Consider the following 26,546-nt stretch of genomic DNA (forward strand, 5'->3'; position numbering starts at 1 on the left):
GGTCATCGGGATCACTCGCTGGTGAACTCGTAGTATTCGCGGGCGATCTCGAAGCCCTCACCGGTGCGCTGGGACCAGCACTCAAAAAACATCTCATTGGCCTCGCATGCGAAGTCCGTGTTGCCGGTCAGCTCGCCATACTGCAGCTGCTGTGTCTGAGAAGACACCGAACTGCTGCAGTCGATGGTGGCGGGGCCCTGGTCGGAAACCCGGAACGTGACCCCTCCTTCGCAATCCTCCGGTGCGTCGAAATTGTACTCTGTGACGGTGCAGCGCAGGTCATCGGCATCAAGCTGGCAGTTGATGTTCCCGGTGGGCGAGGAAAACTCTGTGATGCTTAGCGCCTCGTCCGGAACTGGCCGCTCGAACTCTGCATCATCTTCCTGCTGGTCGTCATCTGCCTCATCATCATCTTCAGGAGCGGGAGACTGCTCGGGGTCATCCTCGGATCCAGGTGGGGACTGCTGAGTCTGCTCGGAGTCGTCGTCCTGCTCGGCAGAGTCATTGGCGTTGGGCTGACCAGCTGCGGGTTCATCGTCGCCGAAGGGGTTTCCCATCAGCAGGAAATACGTCGCGGCAAGCGCGCCTACTGTGAGCAGCCCAAGGAGGAAGACCAAGACACCCGCTCCTCCCCTCCTTCTGCGAGGTGTTGCCCCCTCATCCGGGTCGGTGACGGCTCCCGGGGTGTAGGCGGCATGGCCTGTATAGGCGGGCTGCTGTTCCGCTGCGTAGCCAGCTGGAGAGCCGAACACTTGCTGGTCAAATTCGGGTCGGGGCTGCTGGGGCACAGGCTGGGTGGGGGCATGATGGACAGGCGGATGGTGAACTGCGCCGAATTCGTCCGTCGGAAGAACTTGAGTGGAGTGGTCACTGTCTGGGGCCCCGTGGCGACGAGCCAGTGCCGCGTCGATCTCCGGCTCACCGAGCCCAGCAAGCCACTCACGGAGCTCAGGGTAGGTGTTGGGGTTTTCAGCAATGATCGGCCGGAGGTCAGGCCGAGCACGAACCAACTCGTACAGCTGTGCATGGGAGGTGGTCGGGTCAGCTGCCTGAGCTGCAGGGTCCTGAGTCATGGGAACATCATGCCAAACCTGGCGTGAGAAATGCTGTCATCATGAGCGGAGGTTACCTCCGGGCGGGCGTCACTCGCTGTCCGCGGCTGTGACGTGCTGGTCGAGGTTCATGAACTCATCTCCTGGGACTTCCTCTCCATCGATGAGCACTGTGGGGGTACCTTCGATGCCGGCCTCGTTCAGGGCTGCCTGGGTGGTGTCGTCGACGAATCCCTCAAAGGTCCCATCGGACAGGCACTGCCCGATGTCAGCCCCGTGACTCTCCGCCCGATCAGCCAGATCCTGCTCGCTCAGTTCGTCCACCTCGGTGCGCTCCGCCGTCACCTGGCCCACGTAGGAGAAGTAGTTCTCGGGGGACTCTTCGGCCATGCAGGCGAATGCATTCGTGGCAGCCTTGGAATAGTCGCTCACGAAGGCCACACTTCGGTATTCCAAGGTAATGTCCCCATCTGTCAACCACTGCTCCAGATCGCTGTGGAAGGCGGCCTCCATCTGCGCACATGCGGGGCACGCGGGATCACTGAAAATGAGCACATGCGGTGCATCTGATTGGCCCTCAGGAGAGATCTCGGAGGGGGAGGTAAGGAGAAACCCACCGTGCTCATTGGCCAGTGAGGGCGCATCGGCTGGCGGGCCGGCGTCCTGAGCTTCGGAAGTTTCACCGCCGAAGGTCCCACAGGAAGCCAGTGCTAAGACAGCCGCCGTACCTGCGGCGGCGGGGAGGGACGGGTTCTGATTTCGTGGCATCGATCGCACCTTACCCAGCACTCAGGTCAGTGAAAAGTTGGTGAAGCCGGTAGTCCGGGGTGAGTTCGGGATGAAAGCTGGCAGCGAGAACTCTTCCATGGCGTACCGCCACAGGGTGACCATGAGCCTCCGCCAGTACCTCCACACTGGGAGAGGTGATCTCTTCGATCACCGGAGCGCGGATGAACACCGCAGGCAGTGGCGAATCCAGACCGGTAACTTCAAGGTCGTCCTCGAACGAGTGCACCTGGCTGCCGTATGCATTCCTGCGAACGACAACGCCGAGGCCGCCGATCCTTTCGAAACCCACCAGAGCCTCTGCATCGGAAACCTTGTCTGCCGAAAGGATCAGACCGGCACAGGTTCCGAACACCGCCATGCCCTCGTCGAGCCGGTGGCGAATGGCTGGCATCAGCTGTACCGGTGCGGCCAGCCTAGCCATTGCCGTGGACTCGCCACCAGGCACGACCAAGCCGTCGAGACCCTCGAGCTCGGCGGGCCGACGGACTTTGCGAACCTCAGCCCCGGAGTCGCGCAGAGCACGTTCGTGTTCAGCAACAGCGCCCTGCAGAGCAAGGACGCCAATCTTCGGAGCCAAAGAGCCTCCTGCTGGTTAGTCTCATGGATCTGTTGGGTTCTCAGGCCGAGATGGGACGGTGATGACCCAACACAGTGCTGATGATGTGTGGAGAAGCTAGCGGAGCGGTGCAGTTCCGGTGTTACCAGCCGCGCTCTGCCAGCCGGTGCGGGGCCGGCAGGTCTGAGACGTTGAGCCCTACCATTGCCTCGCCGAGGCCGGTGGAGACATCGGCGATGACTTCCGGATCGTCGTAATAGGTGGTGGCCTTGACGATGGCCGCAGCGCGGGCCGCCGGATTGCCAGCCTTGAAGATGCCTGAGCCGACGAAGACTCCGTCTGCGCCCATCTGCATCATCATGGCAGCATCCGCGGGGGTGGCGACACCGCCGGCGACGAACATCACCACCGGCAGGCGGCCCTCGTGAGCGACTTGCCGCACCAGATCGTAGGGCGCCTGCAGTTCTTTGGCCGCAACATAGAGCTCGTTCTCCGCCATGGACCGCAGCTGTGCGATCTCCGCATTGATGGTGCGAATGTGCTTCATCGCCTCCGAGACATCACCGGTACCGGCCTCGCCCTTGGAACGGATCATTGAGGCGCCCTCGGTGATGCGCCGCAACGCCTCACCCAAGTTGGTCGCACCGCACACGAAGGGGACCTGGAACTTGGACTTGTCGATGTGGTGGACGTAGTCGGCAGGGGAGAGGACCTCCGACTCATCGATGTAGTCGACCTTGAGATGCTCAAGGATCTGCGCCTCTACAAAGTGACCGATGCGGGCCTTGGCCATCACCGGGATGGAGACGGCATCGATGATGCCCTTGATAAGGTCCGGGTCGGACATCCGAGACACGCCACCGGTGGCGCGGATGTCTGCGGGCACCCGTTCCAGGGCCATGACTGCGACGGCACCGGCCTCTTCAGCGATTGTGGCCTGCTCAGGGGTGACCACATCCATGATGACGCCGCCTTTGAGCATTTGAGCGAGTCCGGTATTCACCGTGGTGGCGCCGGTGGAGGGGGTTCCATAGTTGTAGGCCGTGCTGGTCATTCGTCTCCTTGGACAAAGAAATGGGGAGCTGATAGTTCAGCTCCCCATTGTCTCAGATTATTCCGACTCAGGCTTTATGCTTCTCAGTCTCCAGGGCTGCGAAATCCTCTTCTGTCACGCCAGTGCCCGATTCGCTTCCGGGGCTGAGCTCGGCCGGGCTGGAGGAGCTCGATTTCAAGGCCGCGAGTCGAGCCTCAATTTCGGCCTGTTCCCCCAGGTCCTCCAGGGATTCGAACTGGGCATCCAGGCTCGATGCGGTGAGTTCATTCTGGCCGCGCACGCGCGCTTCTTCACGGCGGATCTTCTCCTCGAACCGTCCCACCTCCGAGGTGGGATCCATCACATCGATGGACTTCACCGCATCATGTACCTGGGACTGGGCGTGAGCGGCCTTCGAGCGCGCCACCAGCTCGTCACGCTTCGACAGCAGCTGCTGGCGCTTGGTCTTCATCTGCTCCAGCCCGGTCCGGAGGCGCTCCACAATCTCCCGCTGAGACTGGATCGTGGGCTCTGCGTTCTTAGCAGAGCTTTCTGCGTCGAGCTGGCGCTGAATGGCCACTTTGGCAAGATTGTCGAACTTCGCCGCGTTCTCATCATTGCTCTCGCTGCGGAAATCATCGGCCTTGCGGGAGGCGGCCAATGCCTTCTGGCCCCAGGAGCGCGCAGTCTCGAGGTCTTCCTTGTAGTCGTCCTCCATCATCCGCAGGTTCCCGATGGTCTGAGCGACCGCCTCCTCGGCTTCACGGATGTTGTCGGTGAAATCACGCACCATCTGATCCAACATCTTCTCCGGATCCTCGGCACGGTCCAGCATCGCGTTGACGTTGGCGCGGACCAGCTGGGACATCCGGCCGAAAATGGACTGCTTAGTCACAGTGATCACCTTTCCTTGAGGGGCGTCGAACCATTCTGATCGATCACCTTCACGATACTAACGCCATAGGCTGGTATGACATCAGCCCCTAGGTGGATATTTTCTGCGGCAATGCCCTATCAGAAGAATCCCCGCCGCCGCCGGCGCCCATAGCCGAAGCCGCCTCCGTAGCCCATGGGGCGGTGTCTGCCAGGGTAACCGAAGCCGCCGAAGCCGCCTCCGGTGCCGTAGCCGCCGCCCATGGACTGCATCTGAGCAGTCGCAGCTTCGCGCTCGGCGATCTGAGCGGCCTGCACGGCCAAAGTCTTGGCCTGCTGTGCCAGCTCCACCGCCCGGGAGGGCTGAGAGTCCCCGACTGTCTGTGCTTCCGTCAGGCAGCGCTCGGCCTCAGCCATCCGGGTCCGAGCTGTGGAGGACACTCCATAGCGCCGTGAGCGGAGGAAATCTAGGGAGGACTGCACTTGGTGGCGAGCGGTCAGCAGCTCATGCTGCAGCATCTCCCGGGCGCGGCGATCCTGGGCTTGGCGGTCACGCACGGAGTTCAGTGGGAGGTCAAGCTCACGGTGGGCAAGCTCCAGCTGCTGCAGCAGCTCCAGCGGGTCGATCCGCTGCCCGGAGTCCAAGGCGCGTTTCGCTCGGCTGACCGCGTTCTCAGCAGCGGCAATCGGCCCCGCCAGCTCTGGGGCCTGACCTGCCTGGTAGGTGGCTTTGGCCTGGGCGAGGTCCTGCTCCGTCTGAGCAATGCCCACGTCAATGTTTTTGGCGGCGCTCTTGAGACGTTCGGCAGCTTCCTCCATCGACTCCAGGAGTCGTTGGGCGTCGGCGGTCGCCTGCTCGCCGGAGTGCAGAGCAACTACTGCCTCCGCAGTGTTTCCCTGCTCAACGGCTGCAGAGGCCTGGGCCCGCGAATCCTCCGCCGCCTCGAGACTGGTGCCCGCTTGGTGCAGATTGTCGCGGTACTGGCCCAGGGCGTCGTCGCTATAGTGTTCGATCAGGCTGGTGAGGGCTGAACCTGCGCGGGCGCGTCGGTCCCGCAAGCGGTCCAGCTGTTGCACCAGTTCGTTCAGCGCCGGTGTGGGATCGCGCTCAAGATTCCGCAGCTGATCAAACTGGTCCTTATGAGACTGGAGAGTCTCGTTGACCTGTTCACAGCTCCTAACGATCTGCTTATAGAGGTCGCGGGACCGGGATTCGTCGGCGTCATCTGCAGAGTCCACCTGCTGCTGCAGTCGGAAAGACTCACTCAGGTGCTTCCTGGCTTGGTTCAGGTCCTCCTGAAAGGGCGCTACCTGTTCATCCCCGTATGAGGCAGAGGCGAACAACAGCTCTTGGTCGCTGGACTGCACGGCGTTGTCGGCGGCCACCAACAGTTCACCGGCCTGAAGCCTGAGTTCCTCGGTTGATTTCTGGTCCAGGGGATCACGCTCGATATCACCCTTCGGCTTCCCAACGGAGCCATCGATGAAACGTCGAGTCCGTTTCCTGCCTCCGGAGAGGTAGACTGCCCCCACACCGATGAGCAGCAAAATGGCCGCGCCGATGAGTAGAGGCCCAACGATCACAGCGCCGGTCGCCACAGGAAGCGTGAACAGGGTTTCTGGCACCATAATCAGGAGTCTATAGGAGACACTGCTGACGATCATCGGTGAAGGGACTGTCCAGGTACGAATGGCAAAGTCATCTGGCTGGCCTGTCCGTCACCGTCCTATGCAGGAGCACCACACGTCAATGTCACAGCATCCCAGCGGCGAATTCCCCGACCCGCAGCGACCCTCTTCGCCTGGGCCCAGCGCCCACATCCCCGCACCCGGGGCCCCTATGACGCGACCAGGTGATTCGGGGCCTGAGTCCTTCTCCGCATCACATGACCAAGGGGGGGCCGCCTCTGCGTCCGCGGCGGGGCCCTCAGGCTCCGGAGAATTTGATCAGGGCCCCGGAACCCAGCCCTCCTACGTGCAGGACCGAAGCGGTGGGTCAGGCAAGCGTGGCGTCGGGTTGGGCGGTTTCGCTGCGGGAGTGCTACTCGCGGGGCTGCTGGGAGGTGGCGCGGTCTTGGGCGGACAGTACCTGCTGGGCCAGGACGGTCAAGGCTCGCCAGCCAACGGCGCTGGCGGGGGGATTGAGATCAACGCTCCGGAGGACGCTACCGCCATCTCTGCGGCTGCGGATGCGGCGGCACCATCGGTGGTGACCCTCGCGGTAGTCGGCGGAGAGGGTGCGGGGTCCGGATCGGGGATCATCCTTGATGATGAGGGCCATGTACTGACCAACACCCATGTGGTCACCCTCGGAGGCGCGGAGGCGAACCCGGAGATTCAGGTCCGGCTCTCTGACGGACGCGTCACCAGTGCTGAGGTGGTCGGCACCGATCCGCTCTCAGACCTCGCAGTGATCCGACTCTCCGACGCTGAGGATCTGCTTCCTGCGGAGCTGGGCAGCTCCGCGGACCTCAACGTGGGTGATCAGACGATCGCCATCGGGGCGCCGCTGAATCTGGACGGAACGGTCACCACTGGAATCGTTTCCACCTTGGACCGGACCATCCAGGTGGCCTCAGCGGCTGTCGAAGGTGAGGGAGGGGCGGATCCTGACGGCCTTTTCGACGACGACGCGGAAGAGCTCCCAGAGCAGCCAAATCAGCCGGGGGAGCCCGGTGACCCTGGGGACCCCGAGGAGGACGGCTACGAGTTCTTCTTCCCGGGGACCAATCCCGCGGCGCAGCCGATTGCCCTGAATGTGATTCAGACCGACGCCGCCATCAACCAGGGAAACTCCGGGGGAGCCCTGGTTGACAGCGAGGGGCGAGTCATCGGCGTCAATGTGGCCATCGCGACCTCCGGTGGAGGCATGTTCGGGTCCGAAGGCGCTGGATCGATCGGAGTGGGTTTCGCCATCCCCATCGACTATGCCGCCCGAGTCGCCGAGGATCTCATTGAACAGGGTGAGGCCTCCCACGGGCTCCTGGGCGTCAACGTGTACCAGGCGTCAGCCGACCCGGAAGTCAATGAGCGCAACATCGAGGTCTTTCAGGATGAGGACGGACAGCCAGTCCCGGTGGCCGGCTTCAGTGTCGGAGGGCTGGTCACAGGGGTGGCTGAGGGTTCCCCAGCTGAGGAGGCCGGAATTCTAGAGGGCGACATCATCCAAGCGGTAGAAGGCCGCAGTATCGAGGACGCCAACAGTCTCACAGCCATCATCCGTGAGTACCGGGAGAATGACACCGTTACCCTCTCTGTCGTGCGTGATGGTGAACCCACTGAGGTCGACGTCACCCTCACCTCCATGTGATCTCACCGATGCCGACACCGCCCCCAGCCGACTCTCGGCTCTGCCAGCCGGTTGAGCTCATCGCTGAACTCAACTTGGACACTGTGCTGGCTGTGGCTGCGCACCCGGATGACATCGACTTCGGAAGCGCAGCCACAATTGCTGCGCTGACTGAGGCTGGGGTCGACGTGGCCCTCTGCCTGCTGACCACAGGTGACGCTGGAGGGTTCGACACCGACAGGAACGCTGAGGAGACCAGCCGCATCAGAAGGGCGGAACAGGAGGCTGCCGCCAGCGTGGTCGGGATATCTGAAGTCATCGTGTTGGATGAGCGTGACGGATGTGTTCAGCCCACCTATGAGCTGGTGGGTGAACTGGTGCGTGTGATGCGTCAGACTCAGCCTCAGGCGGTGCTGAGTTTCCACCCGGAGCGGGCTTGGGACCGCCTGCAGAAGGCCCATCCCGATCATCTGGCGACCGGTGAAGCAGTGGTGCGTGCGGTTTATCCCTACGTGGAGAACCCTTTCGCCTACCCGGAATTGGCGGCTGCCGGGCTGCCTGCGTTCAAGGTTCAGCACCTGTTGCTGATGGGTTCGCCAGCAGAGCGGGTGAATCTTCGGGTGGACGTCACCGGATACGAGGACCGGAAGCTGTCCGCGCTGGGTCGGCATTTCAGTCAGCACCGCGACGCTGACCGGATGCGCGAGTTCGTCACCGAGCAACTGCGGACCGTGCACGGCTCCGGCGGCTACGCGGAGGAGTTCCACCATGTGGTGGTCAACGATCCCCAGACCATTTCAGGTTTCTAGTCCAGGGGAAGCTGGGCCACAATGTCGCCCTGCGGGCGCTCCTCTCCGCGGACTGACTCGACGGTGACGAGCAGCGCCTGGTGCTGGGCCAGATTGGTGATGTCGATGATCTCATCCTCCAGCTCCTCAGCGGTGAAATTGCCGATTGAGGCAGGCTCGCCGGCTCCGTTGGGCAGCAACCAGAGCTGATACGTCTGTTCCCCTTCGGTGCTGGGGACGTCCTGGAACTGGACATATCCGACATCCTCGGTGGGAGCGAGTACCGCATCAATGGTGCCGCCCTCGTCCATCTCGTAGTCCTCCACCACTGAGGCATCCGGGTCCGCATCCGCGACAGCCTGGACATCCCGGGGCAGGGTGAACTGCCAAATGACCAGGGCGCCGATGAGCACAATTGCGATGAAACCTGCGACGAACATCCATTTCTTGACCACTGGCTTCCGGCGCTCCGCCTCCCCAGTGTGAGTGGAGATGTCCTCAACCAATCCGACTCCCACCTCCTGGCCGCCGAGATCGTCGAGCAACTCCTGCAAGAGCGTCGAGGGAGGCGCCACAGGGTCCGAAGCGAAGATCTCAGCCAGCGTCCGCCGTGCTGCCAGCACACGAGTGTCCCACTGTTGGGCCTCTTCGGCAGAGGCTGTGAGGGCCTTCTCATCCAGCAGTGCGCGCTCAGCGTCGTCGACGGCATCGAGGGCGTAGAGCTCCGCGAGCTCGACCAACAGACCTTTATCCAGGTCGGCTGCGATCTGATTCGAGAAGTTCCGGTTCACACCACCGGAGCGCTCCAAATCCTCCTTGGTCACAGCCGCGCGAAGGATCGGATCTGAGCCGGTGTCCCGCGCTTCACGTTGGCTGTGCAGCCGAGTCATGGCATCACGCAGCCTGGACTTGATGGACGGAACCGCTGCCCCGACCATCTGGGCTACGTCCTGGTGGGGAATTCCGGCCAGAAAAGTCAGGGCCATTGCTTGGGCCTGGGAATCGGACAGGGCCAGCAGATCCTCCAACACCTCCTCCGGCAAACCGGCGACGCCGCCCCCTTCGCTCTGCGGGACCGGAGTCAGGGGGATGGGGGTCGTGGTGCGGTCTCGGAATCGCTCCACAAAAATCCTATGGGTCAGTGGTATCAGCCACTCTAAGACCAGTTCATACTCATTAGGACGGTAGCTGGGGTGCTCCGGGCTTGCCTCGGCGAATTCCTCAGTGAGCAGCTGAGATGCCTGCGTCTGCAGACGCAGGTCTCGGGCTCGGGCGTCGGCCTGATCCCAGAGGTGCCGGTAGACCGCAATAGTGGAGGAGTGGGCGTCGTAATACTCTGAGTGCATGATCAGTGCCAGCCCGTACACCACATCAGCGGTGGCGTCGAAGAAAGCGGAGAACGCTGCTTGATCTCCCTGCGCGGTGCTTGTGAGCAGGTCAGAGAGGGTGGGCTCTTCAGTCTGCTGGTCTTGTTCAAGGTCCACCGGTGGCTCGGCGATCGGCTCGGCATCATGCGGGGAGGCCGAACCGTCGCGGCGGGGAGTCTCGCTCATACCGAAGAGTCTAGTCAGCGGACCTGAACGCAAAGGCGACCAACACCCACCAACACGCTGGCGGCTGTGGGCTTCGGAGCCCTGATCAGCCGCGAAAACCGTGTTGCCGCCAGGCCTCGTAGACGGCGACGGCCACAGAGTTGGCCAGGTTCAGGCTGCGCCGGCCTGGCAGCATCGGAATGCGCACCGTAGCGCTCACACGGGGATCCTCTTTTGCCTGGGCGTCCAACCCCGTGGACTCACGGCCGAAGAGCAGGGTGTCACCGGACCGGTAGCTGATCTGGGTATGGCATGTGGTGCCCTCGCCTGTGAAGGCGAAGACCCGTGAGTCGGCCGAGTTCCCGGGCGTAGGAGGGGCTGTGATGCCAAGGTGCTGGTAGGCCGCTTCGAGGTGCTCGTGCTCCGTCATCACGGCGAGGTCATGATAATCCAGGCCAGCGCGCCGGAGCTTGGTGTCAGAGAAGTCAAAGAGCGTGGGACCGGCGATATGCAGTTCGAATCCCGTGACGGCCGCCAGCCGGATGATGTTACCGGTATTCCCTGGAATCTCCGGCTGATCCAGCACCACCCGCAGACCCACCCCGCTCATGCCTCGTCCAGCACAGTCACTCGGCCCCGCAGGGCGGCGATGAGGTGTCGATTCACCAGGTTCGCCTGACCGGAGGCAGAAAGCACGTTCACCACATGGCCTATGGCGCGCCCGGCGGCCAGAGGGGTCACTGCACGCCGAGCTGCTCCCTGGGGCTCCACCACGGGATGGAACAGGTCCCCGTCCGCGGCAATAAGAATGTGCTGCCAGTCGGTTTCCACAGCACTTGCTTGCTGGGGCTGCGCACGCAGCTGCTGGGACAGACTGATCCGAAGCTTCTTGGCCGCAGTGGCCAGATCCGGCAGCGCCACCCTCCGCCCCATGGTGCGCAGCGCACGGCCATCCCAAGAGGCGGTGGCACCCGGAACCTCCATTCCGCTGAGCAGCACCAGGGTAGAACCACAGAGCATCACGTGATCCACCCGCTCGGCGCCCTTAGGTACTTGCAATGTCCCTTTCCGGTCACGTGTGGGCGCCTCCAGGGAGACATCATTGAACAACCTGGCTGCCGGAAGCGCACTGAGCACATGTTTCTCCAACAGCTCAGCAGTTCGGCGCTGACGGCGCAGCGCTCGTCCTCCGAAAAGCCCACGGGAGGAGAATCCGCCGTGAACCTTCTGGCTGGTCAGCATCAGATTCAGCGGCTCCGGATCGGACAGCGGAGGAACATAGACGGGAGGCTGATCTGCCTGCGGGGAGCGTGCGGCGGACCTGCTGCGTGTCCGAGTCTCCGCAGACCGGTGGGCCGCACCGCGTGAGGTTTCACTGCGTGAATAGGTGAAACCAGTGCCCTCCTCGGTGGGCGCGGGGGAGTCTGCTGAGGGCGCCGAGCCTGTGCGACGGCGTCGACTGTCATAAGCTGCGCGCCCCTCCGGGGAGCCCAGGACGTCCCAGGCGGCCTGAATCTGGTGAAACTGCTCGGCGGTGCCGCCCCGGTCAGGGTGGTGTTCACGTGCGGCCCGGCGGTAGGCGGCACGGATCACCTGGGTCTCGGCGTCGGACGCCACCCCCAGCACTGTGTAGAAGTCGGGCTCATTCATCGGTATTACAAGATTACCGCGCGTAGAATTGACCCTGATGCCTCGCTACTTCGATCACGCCGCCACCACCCCTGTGAAGCCCACCGCGGTGCAGGTGCTCACCGAGCAGATGCCGAGGCTGCTGAACCCTTCGTCGCTCCACGGATCGGGGCGACGAGCACGATTGGCGGTGGACTCGGCGCGCTCTCAGCTGGCGTCCGCTGCGGGCGCTGATCCCTCTGAGGTGATCTTCACCTCAGGTGGCACCGAGGCGGACAATCTGGCGCTGAAAGGCCTCTTTTGGCAGCGCCGAGCGGAGGATTCGCGGCGTACGCGCATCCTACTGCCAGGCACGGAGCATCACGCTGTGCTGGACACTGCCGAGTGGCTGGAGGCCCAGCATGAGGCCCAACTGGTGACCATTCCGGTGAACGGTGAAGGTCTTGTAGACCTGCCCGCCCTGGCTCAGCTGCTGGCGGAGGACCCGGAGTCCACAGCGCTGGTGACCGTCATGTGGAGCAATAACGAGGTGGGGACCGTTCAGCCGATAGCGGAGATTGGCCGCCTGTGTGCAGAAGTCGGTGTGCCGTTCCACACGGATGCGGTGCAGGCCTTCGGTTCGCTGCCGTTGAGCTTCGCGGAGTCAGGCGCGTCCACTTTGGCGTTGAGTGGGCACAAGATCGGCGCCCCGGTAGGTATCGGTGCGCTGCTGGTCCGCAGGGATGTGAAGCTGGTGCCGGTGCTGCATGGCGGGGGTCAGGAGCGCGACCTCCGTTCCGGGACTCTGGACGCCCCGGGGATCTGCGCCTTCGCCGCGGTTGCGGAGGAGACGGTGGCGAAACTCCCGGCGGAGGCTGCGCGGTTGGCAGGGCTGCGCAATCAGCTCTTGGAGGCCGTTGAGGGTGTGGACGGAGTCAGGCTGTGCGGTCCGGATCCTCGGACGGCGCCGGAGCTGCGGATGCCGAACAACCTGCACATCGTCGTCGATGGCGCGGAGGGTGACTCACTGCTGTTCATGCTGGACATGGCTGGATTTGACACCGCGACCGGCTCGGCGTGCACGGCGGGGGTGCCGCGACCCTCGCATGTGCTGCTGGCCATGGGTCTCAGTGAGGCCCATGCGCGCGGCGCCCAGCGCTTTTCGTTGGGCTGGAACACCACGGAGGACGACGTCGCAGCTCTCGCCGAGGCCTTGCCGGGGATCATTGCCCGCTCGCGCCGGGCTGGTCTCGCAGCTGATGCGCCGCGCTCTGCCGTCCAACGGTAGATTCGTGCCATGGCACATCACGAACATCCAGCAGTGGCCCGAGTCCTGACCGACCTCGCTGAGTACGGTCTGCATCCTGACGTGACGTGGTTCGACGACGCCGTCACCACGGCGCAGAGCGCCGCCGACGCCCTCGGCGTAGAGGTAGGTCAGATCGCGAACTCCTTGGTCTTCACCTTCAATGCCGGGCCGATCCTGCTGCTGACCTCTGGTGCGCACCGTGTGGACACAGACTGGCTGGGCGAACAGCTCGGTGGCACCGTCGGCCGGGCCTCCAAAGCGGTCGTGCTCGAGGCTACCGGCCAAGTCATTGGAGGCGTGGCACCGGTGGGTCATCCGAAGCGAGTAGTGACCTATGTTGACCCCGCGCTCGCTGACTACCGGGAGGTGTGGGCCGCGGCCGGCCATCCCAAGACAGTCTTTCCCACCACATTTGACCAGCTTCTGACCGTCACCGGGGGCGCGCCGCAGCCGGTCAGGCCCACAAGCTGAACTCCGAGACGTGCAGCAGGGGCAGAAAGCACCGCGGGACTGAGCTTCCGCCACTCGAGCTGAGCCTCTAGCGTTTGCGTGGTGAGGTGGTGATCACGCACACCAGCGCAGCCAGAACAAAGAGGGGCACCAGGACCAGGTCCGCGATTTCGACACTGGGCCACAGCTCAGCGGCCGCCTGCCAACGGGTGAGCGTGTCTCCCGTGAGTGCCTCCAGGTCCAAGACCACCGCAGCGGCGTAGGTGGCAGCAGCGCCCAGCAGCAGGAACACTCCTGAACCGCGCACCAGACCAACGGCGCTGGGCATCAGCAGGGCCGCGACCACGCAGAGAGCGCCGGCGACCAAGAGCATCGGCGCAGCCACCAACGTTTCGCCGAAACCCGCCGAATCACTGATGGCGCCGCTGATGGTCTGTTGAACGGATGAGGTCCAGGGAGTGCCGGCACTGGTCTGCGCCCACGCGTAGAGCAGAAGAACAGTGCCGATGCTGGCCCACACGGCCAGGCACAGCGTCAGCACCACCCCCAAACAACCGCTCGATCTGCGCTGTGGCGCGGTCGCCTGCTGAGGCCGGGCAGCCGGTGCCTCATAGTGCCAGGGTGGGGACGGGTGTGCCGCGCTGGAGAAAGACTCATCCGCCGGGGTCGGGGGAATACGCCGCGTGGCGTTCGGCTCATCAGGTGTTCTGCCGCTGGTCATCGGATGCTCTCTCCCCAGTGCTGCATCTGGTCGGTGAGCGCCTCAGCAGTTTCTCGCAGGCGGCTCCAGGTACGCAGGAAGTCGGCCTCGGCCACCTCGGAGAAGGTATGCCGGTCCGCGGCTCCATATCCGGTCACAGTGATGGAAGACAAGGAGGACGGCGGCATCCCCAATCTTTGCCACGGCCCGGTCAGACGCTTCATGAGTGCAGAGACTTCGGGCAGTGCCTGAGGGCCCCCGTGGGGACCAGGGCGCAACAACCCGGCCCAGACCTGCGCGCCGGCCTCCACCAGCTCCGCGGTCCGCTCCCAGTCTGAGGCGGAGGCACGGGGGACCGGCATGACGAAGCCGTCTGCGGCAGTGGAGCTGCGGCTGAAGAAGTCCTCAATGTGCTCACCCTCTACAATCTGCCCGCAGTCGAATATCACCTGGTCAGCTCCGGCGTTCCGCAGAGCGTCCACCACGGTGCTGATCATGCTCCTGGCGTCGTCGCGCCCCAGCGCCCGGATGCTTTGGTAGCCGCTCACTGTGGGTACCGATCCGGTGCGTACTGCGCGGTGGTCCGGCTCCTGGAGAAGCACACACAGTGACTCCGGGCGAACCGACCGCCGAACGTGCTTAACGTGTTCAGCCAAGCCCATGGCCAGCGCGTGCGTCAGGTCCCGCCGTGCGCCATGGTCGATCAGTACCTTCTCCCCATTGGGCAGGTGGAGCCGGGCAGCCAACGAAACCGGTCCCAGCACTTCGAGGTGAAGCGGGCTGAGCTCCTTGCCCAGCTCCGCTTCGGCTCCGCGTACGTCAGCGAGCGTGTCCACATCGGAGCTGAGCATCCCCGAGCATCGGTGATAATCAGCTCCTGGTCGCTGGACGAGGCGCCACCCGAAGGAGGTCAGCTCTGCGTTGAGCTCTGCCAGCTGAGCGATGCCTCTGCCCAGCTGGGTTCCGTGGTGACCGCGAGCCGGCAGGTCTGGGAGGGAAGCGAAGTGTGCAGCAGAGAGCTCAGGCTCCAGCTGCTCGGCGGCTCGGCGAAAGTCATGACCGGGCATGGTGCCCGGGGCAGCGGCCCGGATCGTCACAGGTGAGTCCTCCGCGGCCCGGTCAATCTTGGCTCGCCCAGTCGAATGGGGCCCCAGGGTCACTGTCCTGGGGCGGGTGCTCTGAGATGGCGTGGTGGTGTCGGATCACTTCCTCGATGATGAAGTTCAGGAACTTCTCCGCGAAGTCCGGATCCAAGTGTGCTTCCGCAGCCAAACGTTTCAATCGTTCGATCTGCGCTTTCTCCCGCCCAGGGTCGGCCGGCGGCAGCTTATGCTCTGCCTTCAGGACCCCGACCCGCTGAGTGGCCTTGAACCGCTCGGCGAGCAGATGCACCAGCGCGGCGTCAATATTGTCGATAGAGGAACGCATCGTCAACAGTTCAGCCATAATTTCAGGGTCGACGTACTTGGCGGCGTCGCCCGCCCGCGGGTCCGTGCTCATAGGCCCAGCTTACTGACTCGACCCCGACAGGTCAGACCGGCTGATAGTTGTGGGAGCGTGCTGTCTCAATGGTGGCCTGGCCGAGCACGCGGGTGCCCTGATACATCACTGCAGTCTGGCCGGGGGCTACCCCCTTGAGCGGCTCCATGAGTTCAACCACGAGCTGCGGTTCTGCCGCCTGTCCCTCGACCCGGGCGCGGGCGGGAACCGGGTCGGCATGGGCGCGGATCTGAAGTTCGATGCCGAACCACCTTCCGGTCACGGCCTCAGCCACCGGCGGGCCGGCCCAGGAGAGTCGAATACCAGTGATCAGATCAATATCCAGCAGTTCTTGCGACCCGGCGACCACAGTGTTTTCCTTGGGACGAATCTCCAACACAAACCGTGGTTTGCCGTCCGGCGCCGGACGGCCAAGCTTCAAACCTCGGCGCTGACCGACAGTGTAGGCCTGAGCTCCCTCATGCTCACCAATCTGGTTGCCGTCGGAGTCCACAATTGGACCAGCGGTCATATCGATTTGCTCGGCCAGCCAGCCGCGGGTGTCACCGTCGGGGATGAAGCAGATGTCATGCGAGTCCGGCTTCTGTGCCACCGAAAGGCCACGCTCGGCCGCCTCGGCGCGGACCAGCTCTTTGGACGGTGTCTCTCCCAGTGGAAACATGCAGTGGGCCAACTGCTGCTCAGTCAGGACGCCCAAGACATAGGACTGGTCCTTTGTCCATGTGGCCGCGCGGTGAAGCTCTCGGGAGCCGTCGGCGTGTTCAATGATCGTGGCGTAGTGACCGGTGGCGACGGCGTCGAACCCCAGGGCGATGGCTTTATCCAGCAGCGCCTCAAACTTGATCTTCTCGTTGCAGCGCATACACGGGTTGGGGGTCCGGCCGGCAGCGTACTCTGCGATGAAATCATCCACCACATCGGCCTTGAAACGTTCGGAGAAGTCCCACACATAGAACGGGATGCCGAGCTTCTCGCACGCACGCCAGGCGTCTGAGGAGTCCTCGATGGTGCAGCAGCCGCGCGAGCCGGTGCGCAGCGTCCCGGGCATGCGGGACAGCGCCAGGTGCACTCCGACCACCTCATGGCCGGCTTCGACAGCGCGCGCGGCGGCAACGGCGGAGTCTACTCCGCCGGACATAGCTGCAAGGACTTTCATGTCTACCTACGGTACGGATTGGGATCTCATGCGACAACAGCCGGGTACAACGGATCTGGAGGCTCGACCATTCCCGCACCGGGCCTCTCTTTGCCAAGCGCCCACTTCGCTCAGTGGCCCTAAATGCCTGCATATGAGAGGTCCGGTCGGTGCGTTAGGGGCACAATCGGCCATTGGGTGAGGTGGTGAGGTGGTGAGGTGGTGAGGTGGCCTGCGCCGCCTCCGTTCAGAGCTTGCCGGTGGCCTTCAGGCGGATGTAGCAGTCAGCCAGGGCCGCTGGCAAAGCCTCTGGTTCAGCCTGGACCACCTCGACTCCCATCGCCTGCAGTTCCGAGGCGACCGCCTCAGCCTCAATCATGGCGCGCTCCGCCGCCGCAGCTGCGTAGACCTCGCTGACCGTCTCCCGAGTCGCAGCACGCTGAATAAGCTCCGGATTGCTTACCGAGGCCACCACCACGCGGTGTTTGGCGGTCAGCGCCGGAAGCACGGGCAGCAGCCCCTCCTGCAGAGAGGGAGAGTCTGCAGCGGTGAGGATCACCACCAATGACTTGTGCGTCGTGATGGCCGTTATCTGACCGGGAAGCTGTGCGAAGTCGGCCTCCACCAGCGCGGGCTCCACCTTCGATGCCGCCATGCTGAGCACGTTCAGGAAGATGCCGCGCTCCGACGACGACGCCCGGGCCGTCACTTCCCGCGCGAAAGCGAGGAAATCCACCCGGTCACCCGCGTGAGCGGCCAGAGCACCCAGCAGCAAGGACGACTCCACACCGGCGTCCAGTCGAGGCTCGTCCCCAATTCGTCCCGCTGAGGTCCGGGAGGCATCCAGGCAGAGGATCACCCTTCGGTCGCGTTCCGGCCTCCAGGTCCGCACCACCAGGTGCTGCCCCGCGGCATCCTGGCGGCGGGCTGTTGCCCGCCAGTCAATGGAGCGCACATCATCACCGCGCACGTAGTCGCGCAGCGAATCAAACTCAGTGCCCGCTCCGCGCAGCTGCACCGCGGTAGCTCCGTCCAGCTCACGCAGCCGGCGCAGTCTGGAGGGAAGGTGCTTGCGAGAGGCAAATTCGGGAAGCACCTGCAGGGTTTGAGGCACCCGATGAGTCACCTGACGTCCAGCCAGCCCGAGCGGGCCCAGCGACCGAATGGTCACGTGCTCGCTGATCAGCTCACCACGCCTCTGCGGCTCCAGCCTCACCTGCAGCTCAGTTGAGCGGTGCCCACGGATCTGCGCCCATTGCACGACGTTGCGGGCCCCAGCGGTGGGCTGCCAACCGTCTTTGACCCAGCCGCGAAGCGTCCGCGCTCCCAGATTCTCCACCCTGGTCACCGCCGTGGTCCGTTCGCCTGTCCGGGTGGACTTGGTCGGCTGACGGGTCAGCCGCACCTTGCGGGGGGAGGCGCAGGCCAGAATGTCCACCAATGCCACGGCGGCGAGAACCACTAACCATAACCACAGCCATGCCGGCACCAGAACCACCAGGCCCGACATCCCCAGGGCTACCCAGAAGTATCGAAGGGTCAGCACAGTCTCTACCGGGGGACGGGCGTCGTCGTCAGTATGCTCTGCAGCACGTCGTCAGCCCCGGTGCCGTCCATGGACGCCTCAGGGGTAAGTGCTACACGGTGGCGAAGGGCCGGCAGCGCAAGGGCCTTCACGTCGTCGGGAGTCACATAGTCACGCCCGCAGAGCCAGGCCCACGCCCTGGAGGAGTTCATCAGAGCGGTGGCCCCGCGGGGCGATACCCCGAGCTGGAAGCTGGGTGCAGCTCGGGTGGCGCGCGCGATGTCGACAATGTAACCGACGACATCCGGGGCGATCTGCACCTCACTGACTGACTTTCGCGCAGCGAGCACATCCTCCACATGGGCCACCGGACGCACACCGGCGGCGGCCAGGTCCGAGGGGTCGAACCCGGAGGCGTGCCGGTGGATCACCTCGACCTCCTGCTCCCGTTCCGGCAGCCCAAGCTCCACCTTGAGCAGGAACCTGTCCAATTGAGCCTCGGGCAGGGGATAGGTGCCTTCGTACTCGACGGGGTTCTGCGTGGCCGCTACCAAGAACGGGTCCGGGAGGGGACGGCCCGCACCATCGACGGAGACCTGTCTCTCTTCCATCGCTTCCAGCAGGGAGGCCTGTGTCTTGGGCGGTGTGCGGTTGATCTCGTCGGCCAGCAGGAGGTTGGTGAAGACGGGCCCCTCCCGGAAGCTGAAGTCTCCAGTCTGGGAGTCAAAGACCAGTGATCCAGTGACATCACCGGGCATCAGGTCAGGGGTGAATTGGACGCGGGCAGTACGCAGACCCAGCGAGGCGGAGATTGCCCTCACGAGCAGCGTCTTGGCAACGCCAGGTACACCCTCTAAGAGCACATGTCCGCGGACGAGCAGAGCAATGATGACGCTGGTTACCGCCGCATCCTGCCCCACGACTGCTTTGGCGACCTCTTCGCGCACCCGGGTGAGTCGGCTGCGCAGCTCGTCTGCGGAGATCACAGGACGTGCGGTCTCGATCGTGCGGTGATGGGCGGGGTAGTCATCGCTCATTCGGTTCTCCTTCGTGTTCTGAGTGCTTGCCTGACATCACTCTCCAGCTTCGCCAGCGCCTGAGCATGGGTCACCATATCCCTGTGGGACATCGCGGGAGCGTGAGGCGGGGCGGCTCCATCGGGTCCTGGTCTCTCCAACAGCTGGCGCACTGCCGACGTTTCCCACCCGGCGACGTGGGCAGCTGCCACTGCGACCGTTTCCGGGGCGGCCCCCCGGCCCAGTCTGAGCAGCTTGGTCAGGCGCAGCAGGTGCGCACTGCGCAACACCTGGAGAGTTGCGGGCACCGCGTTGGCGCGCTGATACAGCCGACCGCGTCCTACAGCTGCCTCCTCTGCTGGAACATTGACCGGCAGAGGTTCGCTCACCACGGGCCCGTAGCGCCGACCGGCCGCCACCATTCCTATGCCGGCACAGATGATCAGCCACCAGACCAAAGGCCAGAGCCACTCAGGCAGGTAGTCAAGCGGTGAGCCCCACTGCTGATCACCGACCGAATCGGCGCCCGAGGGCGTGTACCAAATGAGATCCTGCGGCGCAGCGTCGTTCCCCTCCTTGGCTCCCAGCAGTCCGAGCGCGAGGGCGGCATTGCCCTCCGCGGTGATGTGCTGATTGGTGAATGCCTCCGGAGCGGTGAACACCACCCCGCGGGAGGTTTCGGCCAGCACGTAGCCGTCCTCACCGATGGGGAAGCATCCAGAGTCGGTGCGCAGCGACACACCCGGAGCCTGCAGGCTCCGGGCTGCCTCCGCGGCGGGTAGCGCACAGCGGGGGCCGCTCTCTAACACCTCGGGGGTGCCGGCTGCGCCCACTGGAATACGGGCACCGGTCTGCGTCTCAGCAGCGAACACTTCGGTCAGGAGCCAGGGATCGTCGCTGATCCAAAGCACCTCACGCCCAGCGTCCCATTCAGCGTCGAGCTCAGCAGCAAATCGCTCATCTGGTGGAAACTCGCGCAGGAGAACGACGAGGCTGGCAGCTTGCTCCTGCTCCAGAAGCTCTCGGGCGGCCTCAGCAGAATAGACGCGGTGCAGGTTCACGCCGTGATCATCGAGAACATTGGCCACCGCTGCGTATCCGTCCAGGTCGGTGTTCTCTGTGCCGTAGATTTCGGTATCGGAGGTGTCCAACAGTTGGATGAGGAGCGCCACCACGGATCCGATCACCAAAAGCACGATCCAGAACTGCCAACGCGAAGCCGCCGAGCGCATAGCCGTCCCGGCTGAGACCACAGTTGATGGGTCTGTCGAGGAGCTCATCGGGGGACCGCCAAGTGGGGCCCGTCAATTGAGCCACCATGTTGCGCAGGCTCCCTCTGCAGCTGCATGTCCAAGTCAGCGATGAACTCTAAGTCCGCCTTGGCAAGTGAGACTGAGCCGTAGAGCGAGCGGTTGAACAGATCGGCGGCGCGCTGCAGAGTCGTGCTGAAGGGCGGGTACGAACTGCTCAGGCTCTCGGCGATTTCCGTAGCTGTGCGTCCCTGCTGCTGGCGCACCACCCCTCGCTCCTCAGCAGCTCGGACTACTGCGCGGAAAGCTTCTTGAGCGGCGGTGTTGAAGTCCCCGGAGCGCGCGCATTCCTGAGCGTGGGCGCGGAACGCTGCGGCCGTGACTTGGGGATCTATCTGCACCGCCTCCTGCGCCGTGGAGCCCCGTTGCAACCGTGGACGAACCACCACGATGATGATAATGACGGTGACGATCACGGCCCCCAGGACCAGCAGTGGTCCAAAAGGAACGTCGACTCCGCCGATCGAAAAAGCCCGCTCCGCCATCCAATCGAGAAACGCATCAATGGCTTCGCGCAGCGGCCCGGTGAACTGCCGCTGGTAGGAACTGTCAGCAAGCTCATCCTCCAACAAGCGCCGGGCGCCCTCGCGGTCATACAGCTGCGGGTTCATTGCGGCGCACCCCCCGGAGGAGTCCGGGACCCGGCTGCTAGATGCTCAGGGGAGCCCGGTAGCACGGCAGCCAGAGACTCAGCATCTGAATCGGTCTGCGGTGAGGGCGGAGCCAGGTGCTGCAACATCACGTCCAAAGCTTCCCGGCGGAAGCGGGCGTTGAGGTACATGACACCGATGACGGTCCCGATGAGGGCCACAAGCAGAGTGTTGAGCACCAGGTCGTAGAGCTGCCCGAGTCCCAGAACCAGCAGCACGATGACGTCATTTTGTCCCTGCTCTGACTGCCAAGCGAGCTCGCCACCCAGGCTGGCCACGATTCCGGCCGGCAGTGAGGTGACTGCCAGCACCACGAGAAGCATCAGGTACAGGAGGGCCACTGTGCCGATGTGTCGCCACCACATGCCGCGGTTCAGCGCGAAGGACCTGCTTATGGCATTGAACGCGTTTCGCCGCTCTACGATGATGAGAAGCGGTCCGAACATCAACCCGGCGGTCAGCCAGCACAGCAGCAGGAGGAACCCCGGCACCAGTAGCAGCAGACCGAAACCGAGCGTGGCTACTGTCAGCAGCACGCCTGCGATGACGATGACCAAAGCGAGAACCCCGATCACCACCAGCAGAATCAGCAGATGCAACAGCAGCCACCCCAACCTCGACGCGCGCAGCCGCAGGGTCTGCTGCAGCGTGGTCGGCAGACCATACACTGAGCGAACCACCGGAATGGCAAGCAGCCCCAGAGACATAGCCCACAGCAATCCGCCGAGGAAGGAGGTGGCCAGCACCATGAGGACCATTCCGCCCTCGCTCAACGCAGCAAACAACAACTCCTCGTCTTCGAATGCCGCGGGATCTGTGAGCAACCGGAGATAGGTGTCCCCGGGCATCACCGCAATCAGCAGCAGAGATATGAGGAAGTTCATCACAGCGGCTACGAAGGGCAATCCCAGCGTCGCGCGCCGATTGCGCCGAATAACGGTAAATGCGCCTTTGAAGATCTCATCCTGAGCCATCGGGCGCAACGGAAACAGACCTCCGGGACGTACCGGGGGATGAACCAGCCGCGCCGCCGCCGTCGTGCTCATACCACCCCGCCTGTCCATAAGCCACCATGAGGTACGAGTCCAACCCTATCGCCTCATATATCCTGGATAATCAGCGGGTGTGCGGGTCATAAGGCCCCGCATCCCCCGGCGTCAGCAGCAGTGAGGAAGGACGGAGCTCCATGAGAGCTAACATCTTGGTGGTCGACGACGACGAGGCACTGTCGGAGATGATCGGAATCGTGCTGCGCAATGACGGGTTCGAACCGACCTTCTGCGCTACCGGCGAGCTCGCTCTCGAGGCATTCCGGGCCGCCGAACCTGACCTGGTTCTGCTGGACCTCATGCTGCCGGGCAAGGACGGGATCGAGGTCTGCCGCGAAATCCGCGAAGAAGCAGACACCCCCGTTGTGATGCTCACGGCGAAGTCTGACACCGCAGACGTGGTCAGAGGGCTCGAAGCCGGTGCTGACGACTACGTGCCAAAGCCCTTCAAACCTGCGGAGTTGGTTGCTAGGGTACGGGCACGGCTGCGCACCCCGGAACCGTCAGGGAGGCCCGATGGTGAAACACTGACTATCGGAGACCTCACCATCGACGTTGCCGGTCACGAGGTCCGCCGCGGCAATACTCGGATCTCGCTGACCCCCTTGGAGTTCGATCTGCTCTCCACACTCGCGAAGAAGCCTTGGCAGGTTTGGAACCGGGAGATGCTGCTCGAGGAAGTGTGGGGCTACCGCCACCAGGCCGACACCCGACTTGTCAACGTCCACGTACAGCGGCTGCGGTCTAAAGTCGAAAGAGACCCGGAGAACCCAGAGATCATTCAGACAGTTCGCGGTATCGGCTACAAGGCCGGCGGCTGAGGAGCGGCGCCGATATCACTGAGCAGAGCAGCCCGCCAGGTGATCGCCTGATGGAAGATCCGGACCCCACAGCATCCGCGGACGCAGCGCCTAGGACGACTCTCCGGCGGCGCGTGGCCAGGCTGTCGAAGTTCTGGGCGCGCTCCCTGATGGCTCGAGCCATGGTGCTGACTGGTGTCATCACGCTGGTGGGTTCGGCATTGATCGCCTACTTCCTGGTGCAGCAAGTCACCACAGGGCTCTACCAAGAGCGACTGGGGCAGGTGGAGGCTGAAGCAACTGCGGGGTTGGCAGAAGCCCGCCGGGCCTTCGGCGCGATCGAGACATCGGAGTCAGCGACCCTCGAGGAACGCGTCCCGGAGATATTCGAGGGTCTGGGCGGATCATCGGCGCTGATCCGCGAAAGCCTCCTGATCCCCCTGGAGGAGGCAGAGAACCTTCCGGTGATGCCGCGTTCCACGGACATCTCCCAGGACGTCATCAGCACAGAGCTGCGTGAGGCGGTGTTGGTCAGCGGCCCCGACCGCCAGCACTGGCAACCAGTGGGAATTGAGACCGATGACGGTGGTGAGGCTCCCGGGGTGGCTTTCGGAATAAGCATCCAGCTTCCTACCGGCCCCCCCTACGGTCTCTTCTTCGTCTACGACTTCTCCTCAGTTCAAGAGAATGTGAATTTTGTTTTCCGGGTGTTTCTCATCGCAGCCGCGGCCATCCTGGTGATGAACCTGATGATCGCCGCATGGGTCGCTCGGTCGGTGGTGAGACCGGTTTCTCAGGCGGCTGAGGTCTCAGAACGGATCGCCGACGGACAGCTGGACCAGCGCTTGGCCGTGGTGGGGGAGGATGAAATTGCCCGGTTGGGAGTGTCTTTCAACCGGATGGCCTCCACCCTGCAGGAGCAGATCACCCAGTTGGCCCATCTTTCCCAGATGCAGCAGCGCTTCGTCTCCGACGTCTCTCATGAGCTGCGGACCCCACTGACTACGGTCAGCATGGCGTCGAGCATGCTGTACGAGTCTCGCGAACAATTCGACCCGGTCAGTCAACGCTCCACCGAACTGCTGCACCACCAGGTGGAACGCTTCCAGGCGCTGCTCGCCGATTTGCTGGAGATGTCCCGGTTCGATGCCGGAGCCGCAGAATTGGCCCTCTCTGAGGTGGACCTCTGGGCGTTAGCTGAAGACGTGATGACCGCAGCCGTGCCTTTGGCCGACAGAGCCGGGGCGGAGCTGAATATGGTCGTCCCAGGCAATGTAGACAGCTACATAGCTGAGGTGGATCGGCGCAGGATCAACCGCATACTGCGGAACCTGGTCAACAACGCCATTGAACACTCCGAAGGTCAGCCGGTGGACCTCATCATTTCCGCTAATGAGAGCGCGGTGGCTATAGCAGTGCGGGACTACGGCGTGGGCATGACCCCTGACCAGGTGGCCCACGTCTTCGACCGCTTCTGGAGAGCTGATCCGGCCCGTGCGCGAACCACCGGAGGTTCAGGTCTGGGTCTGTCGATCGCCACGGAGGACATCCGGCTGCACCAGGGCAGCCTCGATGCGTGGGGTCAGAGCGGACAGGGCTCCTGTTTCCGGTTGGTGCTGCCTCGTATTCAAGGCGAACCGTACGCATCATCCCCGCTGGCCCTTCCGCCGGTCTACTCGGTCGAGCAGCGGAACCGAATAAGCGCCGATACGGACCTGATCGCGGTGGAACAGGCTCATGATCGGGTCAATGAGCAGGCGCTGTATAAGGAGGGCGGAGCCTGATGCGCGTTGGACTGAAACGATGGGTGGGCCTGGTGGCCGCGAGTTCTCTCGCGGTGACCGCCTGTACCCCTACGCTGCCCACCGATGGAGACGTGGGAACAGCAGAGGCCCCGGCGGGGTCCGAACGGGACTCCGGCGTGGTGGTGCAGTCCCCGGAGTCCGGGGCCAGCCCTGAAGACATCATCGAGGGATTCCTTCAGGCGGGAGCGCGCCCTGACGACGATCACACGGTAGCCCGCGAGTACCTGACCGAGGATTTCGTCGAGGAGTGGGACCCCTGGGCGCAGACGCTGGTCTACACAGAGGGAAACATGAGCGTCGATGCCTCCGGGGAAGCGGTGTACAACGTCCAACTGACAATGGACGCCCGGGTGGACACTGACGGCATTATGGCCCGACCTGATGAGCCGACCAGCCAAACCTTCGAGGTCGAAGAGGTGGACGGTGAATGGCGCATCAGCGGCGCCCCGGACGGCAAGATCCTCGAAGTGGGGGCCTTCAACAGTGCCTATGACGAGTTCACCCTGTACTTCTATGATCCTCAGGAGCGCTACGCGGTGCCCGACGTGCGGTGGCTGATCAACCTCTCGGGTCAGTCCACCGAACTGGTTGATCTTCTGTTGCGCGGACCGGCTCCCTGGCTGGCGCCGGGGGTGCTCTCCGCATTCGACGAAAATGCCAGCCTGGGCACACCGGCCGTTCCAGTCTCTGAAGGTACCGCAACGGTTGATCTGGAGCCCTCGGTCACCGCTGGCGCCTCCGACCGGGAGATTGCCCTGATGCACAACCAGCTCTCTATGGCCCTGACCCAACTCAGTTCGGTCCGTGAGGTGCGGGTGACGGTAGGCGGGGCGGATGTGGAGCTTCCGGAGCTACCCGAGGAGCAGGGCCTACAGATTGAGACGCAGCCGCGAGCGCTGGAGCGCCAGATCGGCGTCCAGGATGACGAACTGGTGTGGCAGCTGAACACTGACACTTCACGAGTCGCGGGAATGCCGGACCTCAGCGACATCGAACCGCGATTCCCTGCGGTGTCCACCGAGGCAGAGGGGGAAGTGATCGCCGTGATGTCGGGAGACATGGATGAGCTCTACCATGTGCGGGCTGATGCTGAGGAGCCTGAGCTATTGGTCGAGTCAGACCACATGCCTCGGCCATCCATGGACAACTTCGGTTGGACGTGGACTGTGACCAGCAATGATGAAGGGTCTGCCACCATCCGGGCGTTCAGCTATGAAGATGAGGACGCCAGCTCGGTGGCTGTGACCGCCGACTTTGTCGAAGGACGCCAGGTGACTTCACTGCGCATATCCCAAGACGGCACCAGAGCTGCACTGATCCTGGACGACGCCGGAGTGCGCAGTCTCTACATCGCCTCGGTGCAGCGAGACGGAGCCACTGGGGTGCCGTGGGGCCTGGAGCAGCACCAGCGCCTCCACCATGATGAGCAGGTGGAGTTGGAGGAGGTGCGCTGGTCGAACAACGACGAAGTGCTTGTTTGGCGCCCTCACGATTCGGAGGAGGTTGAGACTCGCTACATGCAGCGCATCAACATTTCCGGTGCCTCAGGGCCACCTTCTGAAGGACTGTCGGGTTTGCTCAACGTCTCGGTGGGGGAGGGGCGTCCGGTGTACTTCGAGCAGGAGGACTCGGGTGTGTGGCAGATCGTGGGTGACTCCAACATGATTCAGGATGAGATCGACGACGACGTCCAGGATCTCAGTTACTCCGGCTAGGAGTTCTTTCCACAACCAGGCGAATGCCGTGGCGCGGGGGAGTCCGGCGCGTCATGCTGAAG

Annotated in this window: 25 protein-coding genes; 7 read left to right on the forward strand and 18 right to left on the reverse strand. The window is 63.7% G+C overall.

All coding sequences use genetic code 11. From position 1 onward, the window contains the following. Nucleotides 1-11: 11 nt before the first annotated feature. The 6 genes from D3250_RS06635 to D3250_RS06660 all read right to left on the reverse strand — a co-directional run bounded on the left by D3250_RS06635 (nucleotide 12) and on the right by D3250_RS06660 (nucleotide 5,932). Entirely contained in the window at nucleotides 12-1,073 is a 1,062-nt protein-coding gene (locus D3250_RS06635; RefSeq protein ID WP_119902581.1) for a variant leucine-rich repeat-containing protein, read from the reverse strand. Between the two features lie 69 nt (nucleotides 1,074-1,142). After that, the gene (locus tag D3250_RS06640) at nucleotides 1,143-1,820 is read right to left on the reverse strand and encodes a DsbA family protein (protein WP_119902582.1); all 678 of its coding nucleotides are present in this window, start codon (nucleotides 1,818-1,820) and stop codon (nucleotides 1,143-1,145) included. Nucleotides 1,821-1,830: 10 nt separating this feature from the next. After that, nucleotides 1,831-2,418, reverse strand: coding sequence for a pyridoxal 5'-phosphate synthase glutaminase subunit PdxT (pdxT, locus tag D3250_RS06645; RefSeq protein ID WP_119902583.1), 588 nt, complete (start codon nucleotides 2,416-2,418; stop codon nucleotides 1,831-1,833). Between the two features lie 121 nt (nucleotides 2,419-2,539). Continuing rightward, nucleotides 2,540-3,451, reverse strand: coding sequence for a pyridoxal 5'-phosphate synthase lyase subunit PdxS (pdxS, locus tag D3250_RS06650; protein ID WP_119902584.1), 912 nt, complete (start codon nucleotides 3,449-3,451; stop codon nucleotides 2,540-2,542). A gap of 67 nt (nucleotides 3,452-3,518) precedes the next feature. Further along, nucleotides 3,519-4,325, reverse strand: coding sequence for a PspA/IM30 family protein (locus tag D3250_RS06655; protein WP_119903026.1), 807 nt, complete (start codon nucleotides 4,323-4,325; stop codon nucleotides 3,519-3,521). Nucleotides 4,326-4,444: 119 nt separating this feature from the next. Further along, nucleotides 4,445-5,932: a coiled-coil domain-containing protein gene (locus tag D3250_RS06660; protein ID WP_147383497.1), complete on the reverse strand. Its 1,488-nt coding sequence runs from the start codon at nucleotides 5,930-5,932 to the stop codon at nucleotides 4,445-4,447. 121 nt (nucleotides 5,933-6,053) lie between these two features. Here D3250_RS06660 and D3250_RS06665 point away from each other — a divergent pair, with 121 nt between their 5' ends. Further along, the gene (locus D3250_RS06665; RefSeq protein WP_225973192.1) at nucleotides 6,054-7,613 is read left to right on the forward strand and encodes a S1C family serine protease; all 1,560 of its coding nucleotides are present in this window, start codon (nucleotides 6,054-6,056) and stop codon (nucleotides 7,611-7,613) included. A gap of 8 nt (nucleotides 7,614-7,621) precedes the next feature. Next, the gene (locus D3250_RS06670; RefSeq protein ID WP_119903027.1) at nucleotides 7,622-8,401 is read left to right on the forward strand and encodes a PIG-L deacetylase family protein; all 780 of its coding nucleotides are present in this window, start codon (nucleotides 7,622-7,624) and stop codon (nucleotides 8,399-8,401) included. Here D3250_RS06670 and D3250_RS06675 read toward each other — a convergent pair. The 3 genes from D3250_RS06675 to D3250_RS06685 form a co-directional block, all read right to left on the reverse strand. Continuing rightward, the gene (locus D3250_RS06675; RefSeq protein WP_119902587.1) at nucleotides 8,398-9,933 is read right to left on the reverse strand and encodes an anti-sigma factor domain-containing protein; all 1,536 of its coding nucleotides are present in this window, start codon (nucleotides 9,931-9,933) and stop codon (nucleotides 8,398-8,400) included. The two genes, D3250_RS06670 and D3250_RS06675, sit on opposite strands and share 4 nt — an antisense overlap. A gap of 85 nt (nucleotides 9,934-10,018) precedes the next feature. Beyond that, nucleotides 10,019-10,522: a tRNA (cytidine(34)-2'-O)-methyltransferase gene (locus D3250_RS06680; protein ID WP_119902588.1), complete on the reverse strand. Its 504-nt coding sequence runs from the start codon at nucleotides 10,520-10,522 to the stop codon at nucleotides 10,019-10,021. Beyond that, on the reverse strand, nucleotides 10,519-11,562 hold the full coding sequence (locus D3250_RS06685) for a J domain-containing protein (protein ID WP_119902589.1): 1,044 nt from the start codon (nucleotides 11,560-11,562) through the stop codon (nucleotides 10,519-10,521). Before D3250_RS06685 ends, D3250_RS06680 begins: the two co-directional genes overlap by 4 nt. 37 nt (nucleotides 11,563-11,599) lie before the next feature. On the opposite strand from D3250_RS06685, the gene D3250_RS06690 reads away from it, so the two are divergent. Next, nucleotides 11,600-12,808, forward strand: coding sequence for a cysteine desulfurase family protein (locus D3250_RS06690; protein WP_119902590.1), 1,209 nt, complete (start codon nucleotides 11,600-11,602; stop codon nucleotides 12,806-12,808). A 9-nt stretch (nucleotides 12,809-12,817) separates the two neighbouring features. Then, nucleotides 12,818-13,300, forward strand: a complete 483-nt coding sequence (locus tag D3250_RS06695; RefSeq protein ID WP_119902591.1) for a YbaK/EbsC family protein — start codon at nucleotides 12,818-12,820, stop codon at nucleotides 13,298-13,300. 67 nt (nucleotides 13,301-13,367) lie between these two features. Here D3250_RS06695 and D3250_RS06700 read toward each other — a convergent pair whose 3' ends face one another. The 9 genes from D3250_RS06700 to D3250_RS06740 all read right to left on the reverse strand — a co-directional run bounded on the left by D3250_RS06700 (nucleotide 13,368) and on the right by D3250_RS06740 (nucleotide 22,161). Beyond that, complete coding sequence (locus D3250_RS06700; RefSeq protein ID WP_119902592.1) at nucleotides 13,368-14,000, reverse strand: hypothetical protein; 633 nt, start codon at nucleotides 13,998-14,000, stop codon at nucleotides 13,368-13,370. Then, nucleotides 13,997-15,076 carry a hypothetical protein gene (locus tag D3250_RS06705; RefSeq protein WP_119902593.1) on the reverse strand — a complete coding sequence of 360 codons (1,080 nt, stop codon included), beginning with the start codon at nucleotides 15,074-15,076 and terminating at the stop codon, nucleotides 13,997-13,999. Before D3250_RS06705 ends, D3250_RS06700 begins: the two co-directional genes overlap by 4 nt. Nucleotides 15,077-15,098: 22 nt before the next feature. Next, entirely contained in the window at nucleotides 15,099-15,479 is a 381-nt protein-coding gene (locus D3250_RS06710; RefSeq protein ID WP_119902594.1) for a chorismate mutase, read from the reverse strand. A gap of 31 nt (nucleotides 15,480-15,510) precedes the next feature. Next, nucleotides 15,511-16,635, reverse strand: a complete 1,125-nt coding sequence (gene mnmA / locus D3250_RS06715; protein WP_119902595.1) for a tRNA 2-thiouridine(34) synthase MnmA — start codon at nucleotides 16,633-16,635, stop codon at nucleotides 15,511-15,513. Nucleotides 16,636-16,861: 226 nt separating this feature from the next. After that, the gene (locus tag D3250_RS06720) at nucleotides 16,862-18,157 is read right to left on the reverse strand and encodes a DUF58 domain-containing protein (protein ID WP_438830139.1); all 1,296 of its coding nucleotides are present in this window, start codon (nucleotides 18,155-18,157) and stop codon (nucleotides 16,862-16,864) included. 8 nt (nucleotides 18,158-18,165) lie between these two features. Beyond that, nucleotides 18,166-19,176, reverse strand: coding sequence for an AAA family ATPase (locus D3250_RS06725; protein WP_119902596.1), 1,011 nt, complete (start codon nucleotides 19,174-19,176; stop codon nucleotides 18,166-18,168). Then, nucleotides 19,173-20,435: a DUF4350 domain-containing protein gene (locus D3250_RS06730; protein WP_119902597.1), complete on the reverse strand. Its 1,263-nt coding sequence runs from the start codon at nucleotides 20,433-20,435 to the stop codon at nucleotides 19,173-19,175. Before D3250_RS06730 ends, D3250_RS06725 begins: the two co-directional genes overlap by 4 nt. After that, nucleotides 20,432-21,076: a DUF4129 domain-containing protein gene (locus tag D3250_RS06735; RefSeq protein WP_119902598.1), complete on the reverse strand. Its 645-nt coding sequence runs from the start codon at nucleotides 21,074-21,076 to the stop codon at nucleotides 20,432-20,434. The genes D3250_RS06730 and D3250_RS06735 overlap by 4 nt, the downstream gene beginning before the upstream one ends. Next, the gene (locus D3250_RS06740; RefSeq protein ID WP_147383498.1) at nucleotides 21,073-22,161 is read right to left on the reverse strand and encodes a hypothetical protein; all 1,089 of its coding nucleotides are present in this window, start codon (nucleotides 22,159-22,161) and stop codon (nucleotides 21,073-21,075) included. Before D3250_RS06740 ends, D3250_RS06735 begins: the two co-directional genes overlap by 4 nt. Nucleotides 22,162-22,301: 140 nt before the next feature. On the opposite strand from D3250_RS06740, the gene mtrA reads away from it, so the two are divergent. Genes mtrA through D3250_RS06755 form a run of 3 tightly spaced genes read left to right on the forward strand, consistent with a single transcriptional unit; the run spans nucleotide 22,302 to nucleotide 26,484 of the window. Continuing rightward, nucleotides 22,302-22,985 carry an MtrAB system response regulator MtrA gene (gene mtrA / locus D3250_RS06745; protein ID WP_119902600.1) on the forward strand — a complete coding sequence of 228 codons (684 nt, stop codon included), beginning with the start codon at nucleotides 22,302-22,304 and terminating at the stop codon, nucleotides 22,983-22,985. Between the two features lie 50 nt (nucleotides 22,986-23,035). After that, a complete protein-coding gene (gene mtrB / locus D3250_RS06750) occupies nucleotides 23,036-24,748 on the forward strand; it encodes an MtrAB system histidine kinase MtrB (protein WP_119902601.1) in 1,713 nt (570 codons plus the stop codon). Continuing rightward, nucleotides 24,748-26,484, forward strand: a complete 1,737-nt coding sequence (locus D3250_RS06755; protein WP_119902602.1) for an LpqB family beta-propeller domain-containing protein — start codon at nucleotides 24,748-24,750, stop codon at nucleotides 26,482-26,484. Before mtrB ends, D3250_RS06755 begins: the two co-directional genes overlap by 1 nt. Nucleotides 26,485-26,546 lie beyond the last annotated feature (62 nt).

Origin of the sequence: Nesterenkonia natronophila (assembly GCF_003595215.1) — a bacterium.
Taxonomy (GTDB): domain Bacteria; phylum Actinomycetota; class Actinomycetes; order Actinomycetales; family Micrococcaceae; genus Nesterenkonia; species Nesterenkonia natronophila.

What these genes read in the sequence shown, in the direction of transcription:
- D3250_RS06635 (WP_119902581.1), bottom strand. Translation starts at nt 1,073, where the DNA reads ATGACTCAGGACCCTGCAGCTCAGGCAGCTGACCCGACCACCTCCCAT.
- D3250_RS06640 (WP_119902582.1), bottom strand. Translation starts at nt 1,820, where the DNA reads ATGCCACGAAATCAGAACCCGTCCCTCCCCGCCGCCGCAGGTACGGCG.
- pdxS (WP_119902584.1), bottom strand. Translation starts at nt 3,451, where the DNA reads ATGACCAGCACGGCCTACAACTATGGAACCCCCTCCACCGGCGCCACC.
- D3250_RS06660 (WP_147383497.1), bottom strand. Translation starts at nt 5,932, where the DNA reads ATGGTGCCAGAAACCCTGTTCACGCTTCCTGTGGCGACCGGCGCTGTG.
- D3250_RS06665 (WP_225973192.1), top strand. Translation starts at nt 6,054, where the DNA reads ATGTCACAGCATCCCAGCGGCGAATTCCCCGACCCGCAGCGACCCTCT.
- D3250_RS06670 (WP_119903027.1), top strand. Translation starts at nt 7,622, where the DNA reads ATGCCGACACCGCCCCCAGCCGACTCTCGGCTCTGCCAGCCGGTTGAG.
- D3250_RS06675 (WP_119902587.1), bottom strand. Translation starts at nt 9,933, where the DNA reads ATGAGCGAGACTCCCCGCCGCGACGGTTCGGCCTCCCCGCATGATGCC.
- D3250_RS06680 (WP_119902588.1), bottom strand. Translation starts at nt 10,522, where the DNA reads ATGAGCGGGGTGGGTCTGCGGGTGGTGCTGGATCAGCCGGAGATTCCA.
- D3250_RS06685 (WP_119902589.1), bottom strand. Translation starts at nt 11,562, where the DNA reads ATGAATGAGCCCGACTTCTACACAGTGCTGGGGGTGGCGTCCGACGCC.
- D3250_RS06690 (WP_119902590.1), top strand. Translation starts at nt 11,600, where the DNA reads ATGCCTCGCTACTTCGATCACGCCGCCACCACCCCTGTGAAGCCCACC.
- D3250_RS06695 (WP_119902591.1), top strand. Translation starts at nt 12,818, where the DNA reads ATGGCACATCACGAACATCCAGCAGTGGCCCGAGTCCTGACCGACCTC.
- D3250_RS06700 (WP_119902592.1), bottom strand. Translation starts at nt 14,000, where the DNA reads ATGACCAGCGGCAGAACACCTGATGAGCCGAACGCCACGCGGCGTATT.
- D3250_RS06710 (WP_119902594.1), bottom strand. Translation starts at nt 15,479, where the DNA reads ATGAGCACGGACCCGCGGGCGGGCGACGCCGCCAAGTACGTCGACCCT.
- mnmA (WP_119902595.1), bottom strand. Translation starts at nt 16,635, where the DNA reads ATGAAAGTCCTTGCAGCTATGTCCGGCGGAGTAGACTCCGCCGTTGCC.
- D3250_RS06725 (WP_119902596.1), bottom strand. Translation starts at nt 19,176, where the DNA reads ATGAGCGATGACTACCCCGCCCATCACCGCACGATCGAGACCGCACGT.
- D3250_RS06730 (WP_119902597.1), bottom strand. Translation starts at nt 20,435, where the DNA reads ATGAGCTCCTCGACAGACCCATCAACTGTGGTCTCAGCCGGGACGGCT.
- D3250_RS06735 (WP_119902598.1), bottom strand. Translation starts at nt 21,076, where the DNA reads ATGAACCCGCAGCTGTATGACCGCGAGGGCGCCCGGCGCTTGTTGGAG.
- D3250_RS06740 (WP_147383498.1), bottom strand. Translation starts at nt 22,161, where the DNA reads ATGAGCACGACGGCGGCGGCGCGGCTGGTTCATCCCCCGGTACGTCCC.
- mtrA (WP_119902600.1), top strand. Translation starts at nt 22,302, where the DNA reads ATGAGAGCTAACATCTTGGTGGTCGACGACGACGAGGCACTGTCGGAG.
- mtrB (WP_119902601.1), top strand. Translation starts at nt 23,036, where the DNA reads ATGGAAGATCCGGACCCCACAGCATCCGCGGACGCAGCGCCTAGGACG.
- D3250_RS06755 (WP_119902602.1), top strand. Translation starts at nt 24,748, where the DNA reads ATGCGCGTTGGACTGAAACGATGGGTGGGCCTGGTGGCCGCGAGTTCT.